Source organism: Amycolatopsis sulphurea (assembly GCF_002564045.1).
Taxonomy (GTDB): domain Bacteria; phylum Actinomycetota; class Actinomycetes; order Mycobacteriales; family Pseudonocardiaceae; genus Amycolatopsis; species Amycolatopsis sulphurea.
Genome location: NZ_PDJK01000002.1, coordinates 1,010,664 through 1,032,193, shown reverse-complemented (window position 1 = coordinate 1,032,193; position 21,530 = coordinate 1,010,664). Strand labels below are relative to the sequence as shown.

Genomic DNA, 21,530 nt, shown 5'->3' with positions numbered 1-21,530 from the left:
CCAGCGGTCGTGCTGTTCGCCGTGGCAGGGTGCTCCGGAACCACTGGCGGGCAGGCGGTTCCGGCGTCGCAGGCCGGCCAGTGGTCCTCGTCCGCACCGGTCGGCGGTGTGGCTGGTCAGTTGCCGGGGCCGGGGGTGCCGAAGGTGCAGAACCCGATCGACACCACCAAGGCCTCGCAGGATCCGTGCGGGGTGCTCACGGCTGACCAGATCAAGGGCTTCATCGGCGGACTGGTCACGCCGAAGTCCGACCGGGGACCCGCTGGGCCCGAGTGTGCCTGGTTTGGCGGCTATGAGTACGAGCACGCCAGCATCGGGGTCATTATCAATGGCGTCAGTAAACGCGGGTTAACATCGGTTTACGCGAACAAGGGGAAACTGCTCAAATTCTTTCAGCCCTTCGCGCCGGCCGAGGGCTACCCGCTAGTGGTTGACGATTTCGGCGAAAAGAGGACGTTCGGCAAATGTAACGGTTCGCTGGGGGTGCGTGATGATCAGACGATTGAAATTTTCGTCGAGCAGCCGGACTCGCGCAAGGAGAAGAAAGACCCTTGCGTTTCCCTGCATGATGTGGCTGTCGCGATCATCGGCAATATCCGAGGGGGACAGTGATGGAAGCGGAACGGTGTCTGACCGCGGCTGAGATCTATCAGCAGCTGACGGGCGGAGCGGGACCGGAATCGCTGGGTTCCACCCAGCGGGCGGCGCTCAGGCTGAGCGAGCGTCTCAAAGGCGTGGCCGAACGAGTCGCCGATCTGGCCCAGTACCAGCGTGGGGCGTGGCACGGCGAGTCCGCGAACGAGGCCTCCGCGAACTCGTGCACGCCGTTGATGCGCGCGGCCATGGACGATTCTCTGCATCTGGGCATTGCCCAAGGAGCGGCCGACGATCAGTTGTCGGCTTTCCAGAATGCCAAGAGGCTTATTCACGGCACCTGAGATTGCCGTTTCCGGCGTGTCAACATCAACGGCGGCCCGTTTATTGAGAGAATTGGGTTTCCACACTCAGTACTCACAAAAACGGACCGCCTAACATGTATCATACCACTGGACTTACCATCGAGCAGATCACCGACCTGTGCGGGTTGGTCGACATGGATACCACAGCTGAGCAGCGTAGGTGGCCACCGATTCTGGGCCTGTTCAACTCGGCGGTGATCGCGCTGACATACATGCGATGCAATCGGGTTCAGGCCGAACTGGCGGAAGCGTACGAGGTATCTCAACCGACAATCAGTCGTGCGATCACCGGAATGACGCCTCTGATAGAACGTGTTCTCAGGAAGTTCGTGCCGACGGCGGACGAATTGGACGACCAGACGCAGTACATCGTGGACGGAACCCTGCTGCCGTGCTGGTCATGGGCCGATCGCCCGGAGCTGTACTCCGGCAAGCACAAGACGACCGGCATGAACGTACAGATCGCTTGCACCCTTGACGGACGACTCGCGTGGATCTCCGATCCCATCGAAGGACGCCGGCACGACACGTACTGCCTGAAGGAATCCGGGGCGCTTCTGACTCTGAATCCGGATAACTGGATGGGCGACAAAGGATACGTGGGAAATTATATGCTCACCCCGATCAAGAAGCCGAAGCACCGCAAGCTCTTGGACTGGGAGAAGGAATTCAACACCCAGATCAACAAGATTCGCTACGTCATCGAGCAGACCATCGCCAACGTCAAAACCTGGAGGATCCTGCACGCCGACTACCGACGGCCCATTGAGACCTTCGCGGAAACCATCTCAACGGTAATCGCTCTGCACTTCTATGCGGCTGCCTGAATAACCCTCCAAGAACAGTGTGCAGCCGGTGGCTGCGCGGGAGCCGGTATTCACCGACCAGGACGTGGTCGATCTGCTGCGCGGTGACGGCCGTAAGTACACCGACCGGATGTCGCAGTGGCAGGCGGATTCGCAACACAACGTGCAGGTGTTCGACAGTTACAGTTCGTCGACCGGATCGAACAACATCCGGGTGCCTGCTCGGTACTCGCAGTTGCAGGACACCGGGGCGCAGGTCAGTCTCGCCGGTGCCGACGGCTCATCGGCGGACTCCGTCGCAGGCCCCGGGCCGGGTGACGGCCGTGCTGGTAAGCCTCGGACGGGGCACGGAACCAGGTCTCCTGGGGCCGGGCCGGTCACGCCAGGCCCCGCTCCGACGCCAGATCCGGTCCCCGCGCCGGGGCCGGCCCCGATGCCGGGTCCGGTCCGGCAGCCGGTTGGACCGCCGATTCTCCCACCTGGCAGCGGGCTCCGTCCCATCGATCGGGGCGACGACACCACGCGGAAGGACTCGTGGCCGTCGCCGGGGCGGGTTCCACCCGCGCCGGGTCCTCTCTATCAGCCAGGACCGCCGCTGAACCCGGTCGACCTGGGGCAGCGCGGCGATGGCGGGTTCGGCCCGGTGGGCTACCCGCCGGTCGCAACCGGCTCAGGCGGCGGTTACTCCGGTGGCGTAGGCAATGAGCCGGGTTCGCGCGGTGGGATCGGAGCCGGCAGCCGTACCGGCGTGGGCGCTCCGGGCGAGCCGATGCAGGCGCGGGGTGGCGGCGCGGCCGGAGTGCCGGGCGCAGCCGGGAAGAACGGTGCCGCGATGGGTGGTGGCATGCCTGGAAAGGGCGGGAAAGGCGACGAGGACAAGGAGAAGAAGGCCGCGTCCTACTTGCAGGAGGCCGACCCGGACGGGCTGTTCGGCGGCAGTGAGCTGAAGCCGGCACCGCCGGTGATCGGCGAACTTCCACGGCGATAACGCGCAGTTCGGCAGTTTCAGGGGAAGGTACGACGGCGGTGCGATCACGCAGCGTGGAGATTACACTGGGTGCCTTGATGAGTGCATTCAGCCAAGTCGGGCTGGTTGGTTCACATCCGATGTTCGCGGTCGGCACGTGGCATGCACCGGAGTCGTTGGCGGGAGAGCTGGAAGACGCGTCGCACGGCGAGCTGTCCCGGCTCGGGCTGCTCGACCGTGGTCGTGTCTCCGACCAGTTCGAGGATGCGGTCTACGCGTTGGCGCAGCCTGAGACCGAGTACGTGGCCTGTGTGGACAACCGAGGCGAGCACTACACCGTCCTCGTCGGGGTGCGCGGGCGGGTTGTTGTCACGGCAGTGCGTAACGGAGATCGGGTACGTGTGCAGGTCGAGGACGGCAGGCAGGCTCCGGCGGCCGTCCTCGTGGCGAATCTTCCGGCCTGTCCTCCCGCGCAACTGCCCAGGATTTCGCTGCCGCAGGAAGAATTCCGCGGTGACGACAGCGACTTCCCGGCCGATCGCAGCCGCCTCGCCCGAAGCGTCGACCTGTTGCTCGGAGAGCCTGCTTTCGGGCGGGGCGAGATCAACGTGTCGGTCCGTGGCCCCGGAGGGGGCAGACGGGTCGCCGACGGGGTCCTGACCTACCGGGACCTCACAGCGGGCCGGGTGGCGTTCGAGGTCACCGGACCAGAGCAGAACCGGTATGTCACTGTCACGTCCGGCGAGGATCAAGTGCTCGCCCGAAAAGTGGCCGCGCTCCGAGCGGCACTCGACGGGTGAAGCCCGAGTGGCTCACCACTGACAGGGTAGGTCCGCCCGGATCACGGTCGGCCCGCCCGCCGGGCTCACCACGGTGATCACGCCGTCGATCGTCGCCGCCCGGTCGGCCAGCCCGGCCAGGCCGCCACCGGGGCGGACCTCCGCGCCGCCGTGGCCGTTGTCGGTGATCTCCGCGATCACGTGTGTGTCGCTGCGCCACAGCTTCACCGTCGCCTCGGACGCGCCGGAGTGCTTGGCGATGTTGGTGAGCGTCTCGCAGACGATGAAGTACGCCGTGGTCTCCACCGCGGCCGGCGGCCTCGGTTCGATGTCGACGTGCACGTCCACCGGGATGGGCGACCTCGCTGCCTGCGCGGACAGCGCCGCGTCCAGCCCGCGATCACCCAGCACGGCCGGATAGATCCCGCGCGCGAGGTCGCGTAGCTCCGACACGGCCAGTTTGGCGTCCGCATGCGCCTCGTCGATCAGGCTTCGCACCGTGGCCGGGTCCTGGTCGAACTTCGACTTCGCCCGGCCGAGGCTCATCGCGACGGCTACCAGCCGCTGCTGCGCGCCGTCGTGCAGGTCGCGTTCGATCCGGCGGCGTTCGGCCTCGGCGGCGTCCACCCCGCGGGCCCGGGAGGCCTGCAGGTGCTCGGCCTTCTCCTCCAGCTTCTTCGCCCGGTTCGGCCCGAGCATGGTCAGCGCCAGATTGCCGTGCAGCCAGCCGACCCACGGTGTCACCCAGATCGCCATGGGCAGCAGGACGACGGACGCGAGCGCGATCGGGAACTCGAGAATGGCCAGCGGGAACGCGACCATCAGGTAGCCGAGATCCCGCCAGGTCGTCGGATCGGTGAGCCTGCTCAGCCAGCGGCGGCTCAGCGACTGGCCCTCCAGCGGCAGCCGCTGCGCCGGCGGCAGCGGCGTGCCGAGCATCCGCCGCACCCAGCGCCGTTCCAGATCGCCGGACCACCGGACGAACCCGGTGACCGCGATCAGGATCGGGAAGCCGATCCACACCACCACGGTGGCCCCGCCGACCACCGCGCCGACCACGATCAGGATGAACTGGGCGAGCCGGAGCACGAACCCGGTCACCATGTAGACAACGGTGCGCGCGGGATTCGGCCGGGGCTGCTCCAGTGGCGGTTGCGGGGAGTTCATCCGGTCACCGCGGGCGTCTCATCCGCCGACTGCCACGAGCGCTCCATCCGCCGGCGCTGGGCGACCGTCGGCTGCAGCATCGCCACCGCGAACCGGCGGTGCATCGTGCCCAGTGCCTTGGTCAGCGCCGCGGCCAACGCGACCACCAGCACCCCCAGCGCCGCCCACGGCAGCGCGGACACGGTCGAGTCCACGGTGATCCATCGCAGCTCGGGACCCGGGAAGAACCAAGCGCTGTCCGGCAGGAAACGGAAGTAGATCGGCAGGGCGACCAATCCGGCGCCGACCGCCCAGAACGTCGTCACCAGGACGAACTCGATCAGGCCGAGCGGGAACAACAGAAAGAGATAAGCGAGGTCACGCCAGTTCGCGGTGTCTCGCAGCCGGGCCGTCCAGCGCTGCCGCAGCCCCTTCTCCGGCAACCGCAGGTAGGGCCGGTCGATGTAGGCGTCCAGCTGCGAGTACACCCTCGCCCGCTCCATCCGCGCGATGGAGCGCACCAGCAGCGACAGCGCGCCGAGCAGCGGAATCCCGACCCACACCACCAAAGTGGCGATCCCGGACAGGCCCAGGGAGAGAATCAGCGAAAAGGTGACAGTCCCCAGCGGCAGGCTGACCAGCAGGAAGAGCAGCGAACCACCCAGCGGTGCGCCGCGGCGGCGGGACTTCTCGGCAGAGACGGTGGCAGTGGTCATCGGCGGTGCTCCTCACAACTGATCTGACCAGCTCAGCATCCCGCCGGGTGAGTCCGGCCGCCAGGGGGGCCACGGGCATCTGCGAGGTGGGGTCAGCCCTACCCCGGCCCGGTGCGGAACAACCAGGTTGCCCGAAGCGCTATGATGGACAGGTTAGGAAACACCGACAAGGGGGTGAACGGTTTCGACTCTGGACGTTGAGTCAGGGGAAGCGTGCCGGTGCAGGCGAGAGACCACCGCAAGCGTCATCGCAAACCAATAAGCGCCAAGGCCAATAGCCAGCGCGACTTCGCTCTTGCTGCCTGAGTAGCGAGCGAGTCTGTCGGCCCGGGATCGCCTCCGACCCGGTAGCCGGCATCAGCTAGGAGGCTTACCGCCAGTCCCGGCCGCGGAGCCTGGTAGGGAAGCAAACAGCGGCTGGGCCCGTCACTTCAGCTCGTTCACGTGACTGAAGGGGTCAAGCAGAGACACAGTGGACTGCGCACGGAGAAGCCCTGATGAAGCGCTAGAGGACCCGGGTTCAATTCCCGGCACCTCCACCCGCCGAGGACGCCCCCTGCTTGACGCTGGGGGCGTCTTCGCGTTTGCTCGGCATCGTCCTTCTTTCTGGGGGTGCGACCCCCAGACCCCGCCCGGGGAGGTCCCCGGAGCCCCCATCGTGGTGGTTGCGTTGGGAGGGGGTGCGGGGTTTGGGATGGGTGTGTGGTTGGGGTGGGTGTTTGTGTGTGGGGCTGAATTTCGGGTTGGGTGGGTGTGGGGTGGGGGTGGGGAGTGGTAGATCTCGTCGGTTGGGTTTGGCGAGGGACGGGAGTGGCATGTATCGACGGCGGAGTGTTGTGGCGGCGTTGGTGGTGGGGGTGTTGGCGGCCGCGGTAGCGGCGCCGGCGTCTGCGGGGGTGCCGTCGCGGGAGAAGCAGCCGGTGGCGGAGGGGGTTGGCGGGGCAGTGGTGTCGGATACCGTCGAGTCCAGTCAGGCTGGGATCGACGTGTTGCGGCGTGGCGGGACGGCGGCGGACGCGGCGGTCGCGGTGGCGGCGACGCTGGGGGTCACGGATCCGTATGTCGCCGGGCCAGGCGGTGGTGGGTACTTCGTGTACTACGACGCGCGGAGTAAGCGCGTTTCGACGTTGGACGGCCGGGAGACGGCACCTGCGGCGGACAAGTCCGACATGTTCGTGGACCCGGCGACGGGCAAGGCCTACGACTTCGAAACCGCGGTCGAGAGCGGTCGTTCGGTCGGGGTACCGGGGATGGTGGCCACTTGGCAGCGCGCACTGCAGCGGTGGGGACGGTTCAGCCTCGCCGACAACCTGCGGCCCGCCGTGCAGGTGGCCGACCGGGGCTTCGTGGTGAACCAGACGTTCGCCGACCAGACCACCTCGCTCAAGGACAAGCTGTCCCACTTCGCGCCCAGTGCGGCGCTGTTCCTGCCGGGCGGGCAGGCCCCGAAGGTCGGCTCGACGTTCCGCAACCCCGGCCTCGCCGACACCTACCGGCAGATCGGCAGGCAGGGCATCGGCGCGTTCTACGGCGGTCCCGTCGGCCAGGACGTGGTGCGGACCGTGCAGCACCCGCCGGTCGCAGCCGGGGCGCCGATCAAGCCGATGTCCGGGCCGATGCAGCTTTCGGACCTGCGTGCCTACCGCGCGCTCGACGGCGAGCCGACGCACATCGGCTACCGCGGGTACGACATCTACGGCATGGCGCCGTCCTCCAGCGGCGGCATCACGGTCGGGGAGTCGCTGAACATCCTCGGGAACTTCGATCTGTCCAAAATGGATCGAGTGCAGGCACTGCACCACTACCTGGAGGCGAGCCGGCTCGCCTTCGCCGACCGTAATCGGTACGTCGGCGACTCCCGCTTCGTCCAGGTGCCGCAGCGGCAGCTCCTGTCGAAGCAGTTCGCGGCGACACGGGCGTGCCAGATCGACCCGAAGAAGGCCGGACAGAGCCCGGTCGCGCCCGGGGACCCGTACGCAGCTGGTGGCGGCTGCAAGACTGCGCCGGCCGCCTCGTCCCACAGCAACGAGCAGCACACGAACCACTTCGTGGTGAGTGACAAGTGGGGCAACGTCGTCTCCTACACCAACACGATCGAGCAGCTCGCCGGGAGCGGCATCACCGTGCCCGGTCGTGGTTTCCTGCTCAACAACGAGCTGACGGACTTCAACTTCACGCCCACCCAGGGCACCGCGCCCGACCCCAACCTGCCCGCGGGCGGCAAGCGGCCGCGGTCGAGCATGTCCCCGACGATCGTGCTCAAGGACGGCACGCCGGCACTCGCGGTCGGCTCGCCGGGCGGCGCCACGATCATCACCACCGTGCTGCAGGTCCTGGTCAATCGTCTCGACCTGGGCATGAGCCTGCCGGACGCGATCGCCGCACCCCGTGCGTCGCAGCGCAACGCCAAGAATTCCGACGCGGAACCGGCGTTCCTCGCCCAGCCCACCACGGCCGGGCTGAAGGCGTTGGGGCAGAGCTTCACCAGCGGCGGATCGATCGGCGTCGCGGCGGGGCTGGAGTTCAAGCCCGGCGGCAAGATCCTCGCGGCCGGTGAACCCGTCCGCCGGGGCGGCACTTCGGCGATGGTGCTTTCCTCGCACCGCTGAGCTGTTCGCGGTCCGCTCCGCCGTCCTGACCAGGGCGGCGAAGCGGGCCGTTCGTCATGGTGCGGTACCGCCGATGCGGCGGGTGAGTTCAGCGGCGGTCTCGGCGACCGCGGCAGCCAGCTCCGGGAACGTCTCCCCGCACGCTCCGTCGTCCGGGCAGAGATGGCGCAGGGTCACCGAGATCGACGCCATCGGGCGGGCGCCGTGGTCGAAGACCGACGCGGCGACTGAGGCGAACCCATCGGTCACGTGGCCGTCTTCGACCGACCAGCCGAGCCGCTGTTCCGCGGCCAAGGTTCGGCGAAGCGCAGCGAGTGAGTCCGGGCCACGGCCGGTCCGCAGCACGAACGATTCGGCCGCCGGGAACAACGCGCGGACGTGCGCTGCGGGCAGGTGGCGCAGGATCGCGCGGCCGGAGGCGGTGAGCTGGCTGGGGAGGCGGACTCCGACGTCGGTCACCAGGGTCTCCGGACGGGCCGGGCGTTCCTTGATCAGGTACAGGGATTCGTTGCCGTGCAGCACACCCAGGTGCGCCGTGTGGCCGGCGCGGTCGACCAGCTTGCGCAACAGCGGCCCGGCCAGCCGCTCCAGCGGGTCGTGACGCAGGTACGCGGAGCCCAGTTCGAAGGCGGCGATGCCGAGCCCGTATCGGCGTTCGGCGGGTAGGTGGACGACGAAACCGGCCGTGGTGAGTTCGTTGAGCAGGTGATACGTCGTCGAGCGCGGCAGGTGCAGGTCGCGGGCGATGGTGGCGGCCGAGACCGGGCCGGCGTGCGTCGAGAGCAGCCGGAGGACGGCCAGGCCGTTGCGGAGTGCGGGGATGTCCGAGCTGCTCATCGTCACTCCTTCGGGGAGGTCGCGCGCGGAGCGAACGGCCCGTTCGCTCCGGTCGGTGAAGCTGCTGCCTCCCGTTGTCTTGGATACCAGACACTACCCGGAACTCTGCCCTGGTGCCGCCCGGTCCGGGCGGAGTGCAATGGCTGACATGCCGGAACCAGTCCTCTTGGGCTCGCAGCCGATGACCGCGGCCGAAGTCGTCGACATCGTCCGCGGGCACACGCCCGTCAGGCTCACCGAAGCCGCCCAGATGAACCTCGTCGCCACCCGCCAGTACATCGAGAAACTCGCCGACGCCACGTCACCCACGTACGGCGTTTCCACGGGCTTCGGTGCGCTCGCCACCCGTCATATCCCGGTGGAGAGCCGCACCGCGCTCCAACGCAGCCTGATCCGTTCGCATGCCGCGGGCGCTGGGCCCGCAGTCGAGCCGGAGGTGGTGCGTGCGCTGATGGTGCTGCGCCTGCGGACGTTGGCCAGTGGCTACACCGGCGTGCGGCCGGAGACTGCGAAAACCCTTGCTGCGCTGCTGAATGCGGACATCACGCCGATCGTGCACGAGTACGGTTCGCTGGGCTGCTCGGGTGATCTCGCCCCGTTGGCGGCGGTCGCGCTCGCGTTGATGGGCGAGGGCGAGGTCGTGCACGAAGGCTCGCGCAAGTCGGCCGCGGAGGCCCTCCAGGCCGCCGGGATCACGCCGATCGTGCTGGCCGAAAAGGAAGGTCTCGCTCTCACCAACGGCACCGACGGGATGCTCGGCATGCTCCTGCTCGCGGCCGCTGATCTGCATTGCCTGCTGGACGTCGCGGACCTCACCGCGGCGATGAGCGTCGAAGCCTTGCTGGGCACCGATCGGGCGTTCGCCGCCGATCTGCAGGCCTTGCGCCCACATCCGGGGCAGGCGGTCAGCGCGGCACGGATGCGGGCGGCTCTGGACGGATCGAAGATCGTGGAGAGTCACCGCGGTCCGGACTGCAACCGGGTCCAGGACGCGTACTCGCTGCGGTGCGCGCCGCAGGTGCACGGTGCGGCGCGGGACACCCTGGCGCACGCCGAGCTGGTTGCCGGCCGGGAGCTGCAGTCCGCTGTGGACAATCCGGTGGTACTGGCCGACGGCCGGGTCGAGTCGAACGGCAACTTCCACGGCGCGCCGGTGGCCTACGTGCTCGATTTTCTCGCGATCCCGGTGGCCGACCTCGCGAGCATTGCCGAGCGGCGCACCGACCGGATGCTCGACCAGGCGCGCTCGCACGGGCTGCCGCCGTTCCTCGCGCACGATCCGGGCGTCGACTCCGGGCACATGATCGCGCAGTACACCCAGGCCGCGGTGGTCAGCGAGCTGAAGCGGCTCGCCGTGCCGGCCTCGGTCGATTCGATCCCGAGCAGCGCCATGCAGGAGGACCACGTCTCGATGGGCTGGTCGGCCGCGCGCAAGCTGCGCACGGCGATCGACGGCCTGACCACGGTGCTCGCGGTCGAACTGCTCACCGCCGCCCGTGCGCTCGATCTGCGCGCACCGCTGGCCCCGTCGCCGGTCACCGGCCGGGTCCGGGACCTGCTGCGCACCCGGGTCGGCGGCCCGGGACCCGACCGTCATCTGGCGCCCGAGATCGCGGCTGCCGAAGAACTCGTGCGGTCGGGCGCTGTCCTGACCGCCGCCGAACTGGAGGTCTGATGAGCACCCCACGCACCGTCCGGGCCGCGCGCGGCACCACGCTCACCGCGAAGAGCTGGCAGACCGAGGCCGCGCTGCGGATGTTCCACAACAACCTGGACCCCGAGGTCGCCGAGCGGCCGGCGGATCTGGTGGTCTACGGCGGCACCGGGCGCGCCGCGCGCAACTGGGCGAGCTTCGACGCGATCACCCGTGAACTGACCACTTTGGACTCGGACGAGACGCTGCTCGTGCAGTCCGGCAAACCGGTCGGGGTGTTCCGCACGCACGAATGGGCGCCCCGGGTGCTGATCGCGAACTCGAACCTGGTGGGCGACTGGGCGAACTGGCCGGAGTTCCGCAGGCTGGAGCAGCAGGGCCTGACCATGTACGGCCAGATGACCGCCGGATCCTGGATCTACATCGGCACGCAGGGCATCCTGCAGGGCACTTACGAGACGTTCGCCGCGGTCGCCAAGAAACGTTTCGGTGGCACGCTCCGTGGCACGCTCACGGTCACCGCGGGCCTCGGGGGCATGGGTGGTGCGCAGCCGTTGGCCGTGACGATGAACGATGGCGTCGCGCTCGTGATCGAGTGCGATCCGCACCGCGCGCGGCGGCGCGTGGAGACCCGTTACCTCGATGAGGTGGCCGCCGACCTCGACGATGCAATCAACCGGGTCACCGCGGCCAAGAAGGAGCGTCGCGCGCTTTCGGTCGCCGTGGTGGGCAACGCCGCCGAGATCCTGCCCGAGTTGCTGCGCCGCGGGGTGGAGGTGGACATCGTCACCGACCAGACCTCGGCGCACGACCCGCTGTCCTACCTTCCCAAGGGCGTCAGCGTGGACGACTGGGCGGACTACGCGGCGAAGAAGCCCGACGAGTTCACCGACCGGGCGCGAGAATCGATGGCCGACCATGTCGGCGCGATGCTCGGGTTCCTCGATGCCGGTGCCGAGGTCTTCGACTACGGCAACTCGTTGCGTGGCGAGGCGAAGCTTGGCGGCTGCGAGCGTGCTTTCGACTTCCCCGGATTCGTGCCCGCCTACATCAGGCCGCTGTTCTGCGAGGGCAACGGGCCGTTCCGGTGGGCTGCGCTCTCCGGCGATCCGGAGGACATCGCCGCAACCGACCGGGCGATGCTGGAGCTGTTCCCGGAGAACGAATCGCTCGCGCGCTGGATCAAGCTGGCCGGGAAGCGGGTGGCGTTCCAGGGCCTGCCCGCGCGAATCTGCTGGCTTGGTTACGGCGAACGGCAGCTGGCCGGCCTGCGGTTCAACGAGATGGTGGCCAGCGGAGAGCTGAAGGCGCCGGTCGTGATCGGCCGGGACCACCTCGATTCGGGCAGCGTCGCCTCGCCGTACCGGGAGACCGAGGGCATGGCCGACGGATCCGACGCGATCGCCGACTGGCCGCTGCTCAACGCGCTGGTCAACACCTCGTCCGGGGCAAGCTGGGTGTCCATCCACCATGGCGGCGGGGTCGGCATGGGCCGGTCCATCCACGCCGGGCAGGTGTCCGTGGCCGATGGCACCCCGCTGGCCGCGCAGAAACTGGAGCGGGTGCTCACCAACGACCCGGGCATGGGCGTGATCCGGCATGTGGACGCCGGCTACGACCGGGCCGCCGAGGTCGCCGACGAGCGCGGCGTCCGCGTACCGATGCGGGAGAAGGCGTGAGCGCGGCCGAGCTGCTCGGGCAGATCGCCGATGTCGGGCGGGACGCCTGGCGCGGCGGGTACTCGCGGCACGTGTTCGACGCGCCGGAACGGGAGCTGCGCACCTGGTTCGTGGAGCGTGCGCAGCGGCTGGGGCTCGGTGTGGAGACCGACCGCAACGGGAACCTGTGGGCCTGGTGGGGTTCGCCGGGGCCGGAGGCGGTGGTCACCGGCAGCCACCTCGACTCGGTGCCCGGCGGCGGCGCATTCGACGGGCCGCTCGGTGTCGTCAGCGCGCTGGAGGCGGTGGAAGCGCTGCAGGCGAAGGAGTTCCGGCCGGCCAAGCCGGTGGCCGTCGTGGTGTTCGCCGAGGAAGAGGGGGGCCGGTTCGGCCTGCCTTGTCTCGGGTCGCGGCTGATGACCGGGACTGTCGACGCGGACTGGGCGCGAGGCTTGCGGGATCCGGACGGGGTGACGTTCGCCGAGGCGATCGCGGCGGCCGGGCTGGACGCCGGCGGAGTCGGTGCCGATCCGGATCGGCTGGGGCTCATCGGGCAGTTCGTGGAGCTGCACGTGGAGCAGGGGCGTGGGCTGATCGACCTCGGGTCACCGGTGGCGGTGGGCAGTACGGTGATCGCGCACGGCCGATGGCGGTTTTCCTTTTCCGGACAAGGCAATCACGCGGGTGCCACCCGGTTGGCCGACCGGGTGGATCCGATGCTCCCAGCGGCCGAGACCGTGCTTGCGGTGCGTCGGCTGGCCCGGGGCTGGGACGACGCGCGGGCCACGGTCGGTCGTCTGGTGCCCACGCCGGGCGGGACGAACGTGATCGCTTCCACTGTGGACCTGTGGCTGGATGCGCGGGTACCGGGAGTCGAGACTCCTGCGCTGGTCGAGGAGATCGCGGTAGCCGCACGGGACGCCGCAGAAGGGGAGGGATGCGAGCTGATCATCTCGCGGGAGTCCTATTCCGGCGATGTGGTGTTCGACGAGCCGTTGCGACGGGCGTTGGGGGAGTGGCTCGGTGCGCCGCCGGAGCTGCCCACCGGTGCCGGGCATGACGCCGCGATACTGGCCGGATTCGTACCCTCCGCAATGCTGTACGTGCGGAATCCGACCGGGATCAGTCATGCGCCGGACGAGTTCGCGGAGGACGCTGACGTGGCGGCCGGTGCCCGGGCGCTCGCCGAGGTGCTGGAGCGGCTCGCGAAATGACCACGTACTGGTGTGAGCGGGCCTGGTTGCCCGGAGGGATCGCCGAGGCGGTGCGGATCGAGGTGGCCGAGGGCCAGATCACTGCGGTGACCGAGGATGCGCCACGGACCGGAACAGTCCTCAGCGGACTCACTTTGCCCGGGTTCGCGAACGGGCATTCCCATGCGTTCCACCGTGCGCTGCGCGGCCGGACGCATCATGCGCGGGGAACGTTCTGGACCTGGCGGGAGCGGATGTATTCCCTCGCCGCGCGGCTCGAACCAGACTCGTATTACCGGCTCGCGCGGGGCGTGTACGCGGAAATGGTGCTGGCCGGCTATACGAGTGTGGCCGAATTCCACTACCTGCACCACGCTCCGGGTGGTCGGCCCTACGTTTCGCTCAACGCGATGGGGGAAGCGCTACGGCAGGCCGCCCGGGACGCCGGGATCCGGCTCACCTTGCTCGACACTTGTTACCTGGCAGGTGGAATCGGCGTGCCGCCGAACGAGGTGCAGCGGCGGTTCTCCGATGGCACTGCCGAACGGTGGGCGGAGCGGGTCGCGGAGCTGCCCGAGGACGAGCTGTTCCGCGTCGGCGGAGCGATCCACTCCGTGCGCGCGGTTCCCGAGCACGACCTGCCCGCGGTGGACCGGGCGGTGCCGAAGAACCGCCCCCTGCACATTCACCTGTCCGAGCAGCGAGCGGAAAACGAACAATGCGAGGCGGCGTACGGCTGGACGCCGACCGGTCTGTTGTGGGACTACGGCGTGCTCGACGAGCGGCTGACCGCGGTGCACGCCACGCACCTCACCGCGCAGGACGTGAAATGGCTCGGGACGGCTCGGGCCGGAGCGTGCTTCTGCCCGACCACCGAACGGGATCTCGGCGATGGGATCGGCCCAGCGCGGGCGTTGCTCGACGCAGGCGCGCGGCTCGGGGTCGGCAGCGACAGCAACGCGGTGGTCGACGCGTTCGAGGAGACCCGCGCGCTGGAGCTCGACGAGCGGCTGGCGAGTGAGCAGCGTGGCCGGTTCACCGCGGACGAGCTGCTGGCCGCCGGTACCGACCACGTGACGACCGGCTGGCCGGAGACCGGAATCATCGCCGACGGCGCCGGGGCGGACCTCGTCACGGTCGCCGTGGACACCGTGCGGACTGCCGGGATCGAGGCGTCCGGGGTGCTCTTCGCGGCCTCGGCGGCCGATGTCCGGGCGGTCGTGGTGGCTGGCCGGGAGATCGTCCGGGACGGCGTGCACCTGCTGATCGAACGTCCGGAAACCGTGCTGGCCGGGGAAATCGAGGCATTGTGGCAGTCCTGATCACCGGAATCGGCGAGCTCACCACGAACGACCCTGAGCTGGGCAGGCTCGGCGAAGCCGCGATGGTGCTCGAGGGCGGTGCCGTCGCGTGGGTCGGCCCGGCCGGGCGGGCGCCGGAGGCGGACGAGCGGGTGGACGTCGGCGGGCGAGCGGTGCTGCCGGGCTGGGTCGACAGCCACACGCACCTCGTGTTCGCGGGGGACCGCACCGCGGAGTTCGAGGCGCGGATGGCCGGGAAACCCTATGCGGCAGGCGGGATCGTGATCACCGTCGAGGCCACTCGCAGGGCCTCGGACGAGCAGCTGGCGGCGAACCTCGGCAGGCATCTCGACGAAGCGGCGCGGCAGGGCACCACCTGCCTGGAGACCAAGACCGGCTACGGGCTGACCGTCGCCGACGAGGAACGGTCGGCGAAGCTCGCCGGATCGGTGGCCGACGAGGTCACCTATCTCGGCGCGCACCTCGTGCCGCCGGGCGCCGATGCGGAGTCCTATGTGGACCTCGTATGCGGGGAGATGCTGGCCGCGGTCGCACCGCACGTGCGGTGGGCGGATGTGTTCTGCGAGACCGGAGCGTTCGATGAGGCGCAGTCGGCGCAGGTGCTCACGGCCGCCGCGAAGCGTGGGCTGGGGCTCCGCGTGCACGGCAATCAGCTCGGAGAGGGACCAGGCGTGCGGCTCGCCGTCGAACACGGCGCGGCGAGCGTGGACCACTGCACCTACCTCACCGATGCCGACGTGACGGCGTTGGCGTCCTCCGGCACGGTCGCGACGCTGCTGCCCGCGTGCGATTTATCGACTCGGCAGCCGTTGGCCCCGGCGCGGCGGCTGCTCGACGCCGGCGCGACGGTTGCGTTGGCCAGCAACGCAAACCCCGGGAGTTCGTACACCACGTCGATGGCGTTCTGTGTGGCCACGGCTGTGCTGCAGATGCGGATGACGGTGGACGAGGCGGTGTGGGCGGCGACGGCCGGCGGCGCCCGCGCGCTCCGCCGGGACGACGTCGGCTACCTCCGGCCGGGTGCGCGAGCGGATGTGCACGTCCTCGATGCGCCGTCCACAACGCATCTCGCGTATCGGCCGGGGGTTCCGTTGACCCACGCGGTATGGCGGAAGGGGGAGCGAATGCGCTGACTCCGGCACGGGCGCCGTTCTCGCCCGGCCCGCCCCTCGATTCCCCGGCGGTGCGTCGGATCTTCAGCGGGCAGGTGCATTCAGGCCGTAGCCCTCGGCGTCTATTCGTTGTTCGTTTTGTCCAATTAGCCCTATTCAAGCGCGGAATGTGGATACTTGTTCACTCATTCGGCCCTCGAGGGTTTCACAGGCCGATCGTCCTGGTGGTGATCGTCGCGGTGCTGGCTTTCGACTTCACCGACGGGTTTCACGATACGGCGAATGCGATGGCCACTTCCATCGCGACCGGTGCGCTGCAGCCCAGAACCGCGGTCGCTATTTCGGCGGGCTGATCGGGGCCAGCTGGATTGCCTCCGGCGCGGACGCGGTGCACTTCGGCAAGGTCGTCGAGAAGGTGCTGATCCCGGCCGTCGAGTCGCCGATCGTGGCGGGTGCGGTGGCGCTCGTGGGCACCTTCCTCACCTACCGGATCACCGCGAAGGCCCGCCAGGACGTGGTGGGCAAGGGCTTCAAGACCGGGCAGGTGCTCTCGTCCAGCCTGGTCTCGCTCGCGCACGGCACCAACGACGCGCAGAAGGCCATGGGTGTCATCACGCTGACGCTGATCGCCGGCGGCTCGCTCGCGCCGGGTCGAACCCGCTGCTGTGGGTCATTGAGCTTTTCCGGGTAACGGTTGGTCGCTGTGGGTGATCATGTTGTGCGGTCGTGCTCGATGTGGAGGATGACGAGGGCGGCTGCGACGATGGTGCCGATCTTCCATGGACAGAGGCTGATGTTGCGCAGCGCCTTGAACGTGGTCTTCAGCAAGGAGTTTCCGCGTTCGCCGATCGCTCGTTTCCCGTTGTGGGCTTTGTTGTGGGTCTTCTGTTCCTTGGTGAGTTCGCCGCCTTTCGGTTTTTTGAACGCGACGGTGATGGTGTCGGCTTCACCTTCGTAGCCCAGGTCGTCCAGGGCGGGCGTGTTCTCGGCGATCCAGGTGGCCAGGGCGGGCAGGATCTCGGGGTGTTCGCGCAGTGCGGTGGTGTCGTGCTCGCGGCCCGGCCGCACGTCGGAGGTCCACAGGGGCCAGCCGTCGGGGGCGGTGATGACCTGGATGTTGCCGCCATGATTGGAGTGTTTGCCCGACCACCACAGGTCCACCCCGTCGGTGGGTCCGGGGGTGCGGACCCGCCCGGTCGGTCTCGATCAGGGTGCCGTCGATGGAAATGTGGCTGTGCCCGGCCATTTTCGCCGCCAGTAACGCTGACTCGAGCGCGGGTGCCTGGGCGGCGAGCACCGTGAACCCCTCCTCGAGATAGGTGTACACGGTGGACTTGCCGATCGCGTTGTCGACGGCGAGCTGCTTGACGCGAGTGCCGTCGAGAAACCAGCGCAGCACCAAGACCGCCTGCTTGAACGTCGTCAGAACCCGGCGATCTTTGCGGGTACCGCGCCGCACCCGTTCGGCGTGCAACAGGCTCGACAGGTACAGCACGGTCTGGTCGCGTACCGGCAAGGTCGCGGTGTATGACACACTCATCAGGCGCGGAACCTCTATGAAGTTGATCTGTGGTAGGACCAAATTCATACCGATGTTCCGCGTCTTTACGTTGCACCACAACAACTTCGGCGTGTCACCACCGCCAGCAACGACCACACCCAGGCCGTCACCCAGCGTCACAGATGCTTACCCGGAAAGCCTCATTGTCGCCTGCGGGCCGGCGATCGCGCTCGGCAGCTACCTCGGCGGCCGGCGGATCATCCAGACCATGGGCAAGAAGCTCACCGAGATCCAGACGCCCCAGGGCTTCGCGGCCGAGACCAGCTCGGCCGCGGTGATCCTGGCCCCTCCTCGCACCTGGGCTTCGCGCTGTCCATCACGCACGTCACCTCCGGCGGCATCATCGGCTCCAGGCTCGGCCGCAAACTCGCCGAGGTGCGCTGGGGAGTCGCGGGCAAGATGGTCATCGCCTGGGTGCTCACGCTGCCCGCCGCCGCCATCGTCGGGGCGATCGCGGCCGGGGTGTCCACCCGGGCCAGCTGGGGCCCGACCCTGGTCGGTGCGGCCGGGGTGCTGCTCGCGGCCGGGATCTGGCTGGTGTCGCCGGAACCCAGTGAACGCCGGGAACATCAACGACGAGCCGGAGGCCACCGAGGCCGCCCGGGTCGCGGTCTGAAGGAGCGGACGTGGACATCAACCGGGACCCGTCTTCGTGGTCGCGCCGGCCGTCGCCGTGGTCCTCACCGTGCTGTTCGCCTACGGCATCCGCGGGTCTCGGAGCGCGAGAACGCCCGCGCGCAGGGCGGCACCGGCGTCGCGCAGTTCACCGGTTCGATCGTGTGCTGCGCGGCCGTCGTGATCTACGGGATCTATTCGATCGTCGCCTGAACACGGCGACGGAGTTCCTCGGGAAGCTCGTCGAGCAGCGGACGTACCGCGGCTCGGCGGGCTTCTTTCAGATGTGCCAGCAGATCCACCGCTGGCTCCCACAACGATTCGTCGATGGCCGCGGCGCGGACCAGCTTCGGCAGCTGATCTCCGGGCAGCAGGCTGAGCACGTGGTCGACGCGGGTCTTGTCATCCAGCACGTACGCGGTGTGGAGCAGGCCCGCGCTGTCGAGCAGTCCGATACTGCGCCGCACGGTGTCGTCCGGCAGGTGCCCGACGAACCGGCCCAGCGTGATCCAATCCTCGCGGGCGGCCAGTTCCCGTGCCACCGCCAGCACGGTCGGCAGCGGGATCCGGGTGATGATCGCCGTCGCCCGCCGTGGATCGAGTTCCGCGGCGACCGAGGCGAGAAACCTCGGCGACAGTCGTTTCGCCACGTCGATGCCGCGGGAAACGTCGACCAGCCCGGCGATTCGCGCGCACAACAGCGGCCCGAACACCTTCTCCGCGATCCTCGCGAGCACCGGCGCGGGCAGCAGTCTGCTCGCCAGGGCCATGCGTTCCAGCGCCACGCGGTTCGCGTCGAACAGCGTCGTGGTCACCTGCTCGCGGAACCGGCGTACATCGGACTGGTCGACTTCGGCGAGGTAGGCCAGCCTGGCAGGCTCGACGTCGAGCGCCCTGGCGAGTTTGAGGATCTCCGGGTTCACAGGCCGACCGCCTTCCGCACCGCGCCGCGCAGCAGGGCCGGTACGTACTTCAGGGCCTCCTCACCGGCGTGGGCGAGCGCGTTCGCCTGCTGGTGCCGGGCATCCCGCAGGGCGGCGGCGAGGTCCTGCCGATGCTCTTCGGGCAGGGCTTCGATGCCCTCGGGCAGGGGACCGCCGAGCTGATCGGCCAGGGTGCGCTCAGCCATGGTGACCCATCATGCCGCAACGGTGGACCTTGACTTTCGGCAGTGGCCGCCAGGTGCGCGGCCCTTGTAGCGTCAGCGGGGTGGAGGAGGTGGCCCGGCGATGGCGGCGCGTGACGCTCCACGTCGTGCTGTGGGCGTTGCTCTGCTTGATCGCGGTCGACGATGCCACCTTCTGGGCGACCTACCAGGAGCTGATCTACGGCCTGGTCTCGGTGACCGCGGCGGTGATGACCGCCCGACGCTGGCCTGCCGTGTCGCTGGCGGTGACCTTGGCAACGTCGCTGGTCGTCTCGTTCGCCTGGCACTCGAAGGTCGCCATGTGGGAGTTCTTCCTGCTGGTCGCGCTGTGCTACCTGGCCGGGCTGCGGATGCCGAGGGCCCGCGCGGCGGTCGCGATCTGCGCCGCGATCGTGGTGGCCGGGCTGGTCGCCGCGGCCTTGCTGCCGGACGGTTTCGACGCCTTGGGCACCGCGCTCGGCATACTCGCGTTCGCCGGTATCGCCCCGTTCCTGGTGGGGCGGCACATGCGGCTGCGGCAGGAGCTGACGCAGGAGGGCTGGCGGCGGGCCGAGGAGCTGGAGAGCCGCTACCGTCTCGTGGCGCGGGAGACGCGGATGCGGGAGCGCGCCCGGATCGCCAGTGACATGCACATCCCTCGACCACGAGCTGAGCCTCATCGCGGTGCGGGCCGCGGCGCTGGAGGTGGCGGCCGGGCTCGACAAGCAGCAGAGCGTGGCTGCCGGCCAGCTGCGGGCCGGTGCCGCACAGGCGACCGAGCGGCTGCGCGAGATCATCGGCGTGCTCCGTGAGGACGCCGCGCCGGTCGAACCGGTGCAAGGAGACCTCGGCGAGCTGATCGACCGGGCGCGCTCGTCCGGAATCGAGATCGAAGCACAGCCGGCCGATCTCGATGGCGCACCACAGATGGTCGCGCGTGCGGCCTACCGCGTGGTACAGGAAGGCCTCACGAACGCGGCGAAGCACGCTCCGGGCGCCGCGGTGACGGTGACCGTCACCAGTTCCGCGGAGACCACGGAAGTGGTGGTACGCAACGCAGCGCCGCCTGCCGGGCCGTTGCCCGGGAGTTCGGGCCAGCGCGGGTTGATCGGCCTTCAGGAGCGGGTGCGGCTGATCGGCGGGACGTTGTGTGCCGAACAGGTGGACGGTGGCTTCGAAGTCAAGGCACGGCTGCCGCACGCCGCCGGGCCCGCGCCCGAGCCCGGCGACGACGAGGTGATCGGGCAGGCCGCGCGACAGCGTGAGCTGGTCCGGCGCGATGTGCGGCGCAGCCTGGTGCAGGCGATCCTGGTCCCGTCGGCGTTGCTCGGCCTCGTCCTCGGCGTGACCGGTGTGGTGTTCCTGGTTCAGTGGCACGAATCCAACCTGACCAGCTCGGTGTACGCCCGGCTCGAACCAGGGGAGCCACGTGAGAAGCTGGCCGTATCGCTGCCTTCGCGGCAGCGCACCTCGCTCCCCGCGGCCAACGAACCACCGCGACCGCCGGGAGCGACCTGCGAGTACTACGGCACCGACCGGACCTGGCTCGACCTGAACAGGTCGGCCTACCGGCTGTGTTTCGCCGACGGCCGGCTGGTGACCAAGGACTTCTACAGTGAGGACGAACCGTGATCCGGGTACTGCTGGCCGACGACGAGGCGATGATCCGGGCCGGGGTCGCGGCCATCCTCTCCGCCGACCAGGACATCGAGGTGGTTGCCCAGGCCGAGGACGGGCGCGCGGCGGTGGAGCAGGCCCGTGCGACCCGGCCGGACGTGGCGCTGCTGGACATCCGGATGCCGGTGCTGGACGGGCTCGCCGCGGCCGAGGAGATCCGGCGGGTACTGCCCGGCACCGGCGTGCTCATGCTGACCACGTTCGGCGAGGACGCTTACATCGAGCGGGCGCTCGGCCTCGGCGCGAGCGGGTTCCTGCTCAAGTCGGGCGATCCGCGGGAGCTGCTCGCGGGCGTGCACGCGGTCGCCGACGGAGCGGCGTTCCTGTCGCCGAAGGTGGCGCACCGCCTGCTCACGCAGCTCTCCGGCGATCGGCTCGGCCGGGCGTCGGCCGCGCGGGAGCGGGTGGCCGCGTTGACGCCCCGCGAACGCGAGGTTCTCACCCTGCTGGCCGGTGGACTGTCCAATGCGGACGTCGCCGGTCGGATGTTCGTGGTGGAAGGCACCGTGAAGGCGCACGTGAGCACGATCCTCACTCGCCTGGACGCCCGTAATCGTGTCCAGGCGGCGATCATTGCGTATGAGGCAGGTTTGGTGTGATGGTCATCGGACTGGGGTGAACGTGGGTGGGTGCCAGGTGGTGATGGGTGAGTTGATTCGTCCGGCGAGTGATGGCGGCACGATCCGGGTCAATGTCGGCCGTGGGGGGAACGCGACCGGGTTGCGCTGCAACGGGCCGCTGCTTGGACGCCCGTAATCGTGTCCAGGCGGCGATCACTGCGTATGAGGCAGGT

Annotated in this window: 19 protein-coding genes, 1 other RNA gene and 3 pseudogenes; 17 read left to right on the top strand and 6 right to left on the bottom strand. The window is 69.1% G+C overall.

Translation table 11 applies throughout. From position 1 onward, the window contains the following. The first annotated feature begins 9 nt into the window (after positions 1-9). The 5 genes from ATK36_RS10685 (at position 10) to ATK36_RS10665 (ending at position 3,532) form a co-directional block, all read left to right on the top strand. Complete coding sequence (locus tag ATK36_RS10685; RefSeq protein ID WP_170069685.1) at positions 10-612, top strand: DUF3558 domain-containing protein; 603 nt, start codon at positions 10-12, stop codon at positions 610-612. Beyond that, positions 612-938, top strand: a complete 327-nt coding sequence (locus ATK36_RS10680; protein ID WP_098511107.1) for a hypothetical protein — start codon at positions 612-614, stop codon at positions 936-938. Before ATK36_RS10685 ends, ATK36_RS10680 begins: the two co-directional genes overlap by 1 nt. A gap of 95 nt (positions 939-1,033) precedes the next feature. Then, positions 1,034-1,786 (top strand): transposase family protein, encoded by a 753-nt coding sequence (locus tag ATK36_RS10675; protein WP_245914325.1) that lies wholly within the window; start codon positions 1,034-1,036, stop codon positions 1,784-1,786. 727 nt (positions 1,787-2,513) lie between these two features. Beyond that, the gene (locus tag ATK36_RS32155) at positions 2,514-2,753 is read left to right on the top strand and encodes a hypothetical protein (protein WP_170069631.1); all 240 of its coding nucleotides are present in this window, start codon (positions 2,514-2,516) and stop codon (positions 2,751-2,753) included. A 77-nt stretch (positions 2,754-2,830) separates the two neighbouring features. Further along, entirely contained in the window at positions 2,831-3,532 is a 702-nt protein-coding gene (locus tag ATK36_RS10665; protein ID WP_098511105.1) for an ESX secretion-associated protein EspG, read from the top strand. Between the two features lie 12 nt (positions 3,533-3,544). On the opposite strand, the gene ATK36_RS10660 is transcribed toward ATK36_RS10665, so the two are convergent. Together ATK36_RS10660 and ATK36_RS10655 are read right to left on the bottom strand one after the other, a co-directional pair. Beyond that, complete coding sequence (locus ATK36_RS10660; protein WP_098511104.1) at positions 3,545-4,678, bottom strand: sensor histidine kinase; 1,134 nt, start codon at positions 4,676-4,678, stop codon at positions 3,545-3,547. Next, the gene (locus ATK36_RS10655) at positions 4,675-5,373 is read right to left on the bottom strand and encodes a sensor domain-containing protein (RefSeq protein ID WP_098511103.1); all 699 of its coding nucleotides are present in this window, start codon (positions 5,371-5,373) and stop codon (positions 4,675-4,677) included. Before ATK36_RS10655 ends, ATK36_RS10660 begins: the two co-directional genes overlap by 4 nt. A 170-nt stretch (positions 5,374-5,543) precedes the next feature. On the opposite strand from ATK36_RS10655, the gene ssrA reads away from it, so the two are divergent. Both ssrA and ggt read left to right on the top strand, forming a co-directional pair. Beyond that, positions 5,544-5,915, top strand: a transfer-messenger RNA (tmRNA) gene (ssrA, locus tag ATK36_RS10650). Between the two features lie 273 nt (positions 5,916-6,188). Further along, complete coding sequence (gene ggt / locus ATK36_RS10645; protein WP_098511102.1) at positions 6,189-7,982, top strand: gamma-glutamyltransferase; 1,794 nt, start codon at positions 6,189-6,191, stop codon at positions 7,980-7,982. 54 nt (positions 7,983-8,036) lie between these two features. On the opposite strand, the gene ATK36_RS10640 is transcribed toward ggt, so the two are convergent. Next, positions 8,037-8,819 (bottom strand): IclR family transcriptional regulator, encoded by a 783-nt coding sequence (locus ATK36_RS10640; RefSeq protein ID WP_098511101.1) that lies wholly within the window; start codon positions 8,817-8,819, stop codon positions 8,037-8,039. 148 nt (positions 8,820-8,967) lie between these two features. Between ATK36_RS10640 and hutH the strand changes: the two genes are divergently transcribed. From hutH to ATK36_RS10610, 6 genes and pseudogenes are all read left to right on the top strand, one after another. Beyond that, positions 8,968-10,494, top strand: coding sequence for a histidine ammonia-lyase (hutH, locus tag ATK36_RS10635; RefSeq protein ID WP_098514781.1), 1,527 nt, complete (start codon positions 8,968-8,970; stop codon positions 10,492-10,494). Then, complete coding sequence (hutU, locus tag ATK36_RS10630) at positions 10,494-12,152, top strand: urocanate hydratase (RefSeq protein ID WP_098511100.1); 1,659 nt, start codon at positions 10,494-10,496, stop codon at positions 12,150-12,152. The genes hutH and hutU overlap by 1 nt, the downstream gene beginning before the upstream one ends. Then, entirely contained in the window at positions 12,149-13,345 is a 1,197-nt protein-coding gene (locus ATK36_RS10625; RefSeq protein WP_098511099.1) for an allantoate amidohydrolase, read from the top strand. Before hutU ends, ATK36_RS10625 begins: the two co-directional genes overlap by 4 nt. Then, entirely contained in the window at positions 13,342-14,646 is a 1,305-nt protein-coding gene (locus ATK36_RS10620; RefSeq protein ID WP_098511098.1) for a formimidoylglutamate deiminase, read from the top strand. The genes ATK36_RS10625 and ATK36_RS10620 overlap by 4 nt, the downstream gene beginning before the upstream one ends. After that, positions 14,634-15,779, top strand: coding sequence for an imidazolonepropionase (hutI, locus tag ATK36_RS10615; RefSeq protein WP_098511097.1), 1,146 nt, complete (start codon positions 14,634-14,636; stop codon positions 15,777-15,779). The genes ATK36_RS10620 and hutI overlap by 13 nt, the downstream gene beginning before the upstream one ends. A 146-nt stretch (positions 15,780-15,925) precedes the next feature. Continuing rightward, positions 15,926-16,433, top strand: a pseudogene (locus ATK36_RS10610) (anion permease); the annotation flags it as partial. 36 nt (positions 16,434-16,469) lie between these two features. Here the strand turns inward: ATK36_RS10610 and ATK36_RS10605 are convergent. Next, positions 16,470-17,298: pseudogene (locus tag ATK36_RS10605) on the bottom strand (transposase family protein). A gap of 16 nt (positions 17,299-17,314) precedes the next feature. Here ATK36_RS10605 and ATK36_RS34635 point away from each other — a divergent pair. Together ATK36_RS34635 and ATK36_RS10600 are read left to right on the top strand one after the other, a co-directional pair. Further along, positions 17,315-17,545, top strand: a pseudogene (locus tag ATK36_RS34635) (hypothetical protein); the annotation flags it as partial. Beyond that, the gene (locus ATK36_RS10600; RefSeq protein WP_423682884.1) at positions 17,470-18,147 is read left to right on the top strand and encodes an inorganic phosphate transporter; all 678 of its coding nucleotides are present in this window, start codon (positions 17,470-17,472) and stop codon (positions 18,145-18,147) included. The pseudogene ATK36_RS34635 and the gene ATK36_RS10600, both read left to right, overlap by 76 nt. Here ATK36_RS10600 and ATK36_RS10595 read toward each other — a convergent pair. Both ATK36_RS10595 and ATK36_RS10590 read right to left on the bottom strand, forming a co-directional pair. Further along, positions 18,129-18,857 (bottom strand): hypothetical protein, encoded by a 729-nt coding sequence (locus tag ATK36_RS10595; protein WP_098511096.1) that lies wholly within the window; start codon positions 18,855-18,857, stop codon positions 18,129-18,131. The genes ATK36_RS10600 and ATK36_RS10595 overlap by 19 nt on opposite strands. Next, complete coding sequence (locus ATK36_RS10590) at positions 18,854-19,063, bottom strand: hypothetical protein (protein ID WP_098511095.1); 210 nt, start codon at positions 19,061-19,063, stop codon at positions 18,854-18,856. Before ATK36_RS10590 ends, ATK36_RS10595 begins: the two co-directional genes overlap by 4 nt. A gap of 681 nt (positions 19,064-19,744) precedes the next feature. Between ATK36_RS10590 and ATK36_RS34405 the strand changes: the two genes are divergently transcribed. Both ATK36_RS34405 and ATK36_RS10580 read left to right on the top strand, forming a co-directional pair. Further along, positions 19,745-20,692: a sensor histidine kinase gene (locus ATK36_RS34405; RefSeq protein ID WP_342752001.1), complete on the top strand. Its 948-nt coding sequence runs from the start codon at positions 19,745-19,747 to the stop codon at positions 20,690-20,692. Further along, positions 20,689-21,336 carry a response regulator transcription factor gene (locus ATK36_RS10580; protein ID WP_098511094.1) on the top strand — a complete coding sequence of 216 codons (648 nt, stop codon included), beginning with the start codon at positions 20,689-20,691 and terminating at the stop codon, positions 21,334-21,336. The genes ATK36_RS34405 and ATK36_RS10580 overlap by 4 nt, the downstream gene beginning before the upstream one ends. The last annotated feature ends 194 nt before the right edge of the window (positions 21,337-21,530 follow it).

Coding starts and splice junctions, on each gene's coding strand:
- ATK36_RS10680 (WP_098511107.1), top strand. CDS start 612: ATGGAAGCGGAACGGTGTCTGACCGCGGCTGAGATCTATCAGCAGCTG.
- ATK36_RS10620 (WP_098511098.1), top strand. CDS start 13,342: ATGACCACGTACTGGTGTGAGCGGGCCTGGTTGCCCGGAGGGATCGCC.
- hutH (WP_098514781.1), top strand. CDS start 8,968: ATGCCGGAACCAGTCCTCTTGGGCTCGCAGCCGATGACCGCGGCCGAA.
- ggt (WP_098511102.1), top strand. CDS start 6,189: ATGTATCGACGGCGGAGTGTTGTGGCGGCGTTGGTGGTGGGGGTGTTG.
- ATK36_RS10660 (WP_098511104.1), bottom strand. CDS start 4,678: ATGAACTCCCCGCAACCGCCACTGGAGCAGCCCCGGCCGAATCCCGCG.
- hutU (WP_098511100.1), top strand. CDS start 10,494: ATGAGCACCCCACGCACCGTCCGGGCCGCGCGCGGCACCACGCTCACC.
- ATK36_RS10590 (WP_098511095.1), bottom strand. CDS start 19,063: ATGGCTGAGCGCACCCTGGCCGATCAGCTCGGCGGTCCCCTGCCCGAG.
- ATK36_RS10640 (WP_098511101.1), bottom strand. CDS start 8,819: ATGAGCAGCTCGGACATCCCCGCACTCCGCAACGGCCTGGCCGTCCTC.
- ATK36_RS10655 (WP_098511103.1), bottom strand. CDS start 5,373: ATGACCACTGCCACCGTCTCTGCCGAGAAGTCCCGCCGCCGCGGCGCA.
- ATK36_RS10675 (WP_245914325.1), top strand. CDS start 1,034: ATGTATCATACCACTGGACTTACCATCGAGCAGATCACCGACCTGTGC.
- ATK36_RS10665 (WP_098511105.1), top strand. CDS start 2,831: ATGAGTGCATTCAGCCAAGTCGGGCTGGTTGGTTCACATCCGATGTTC.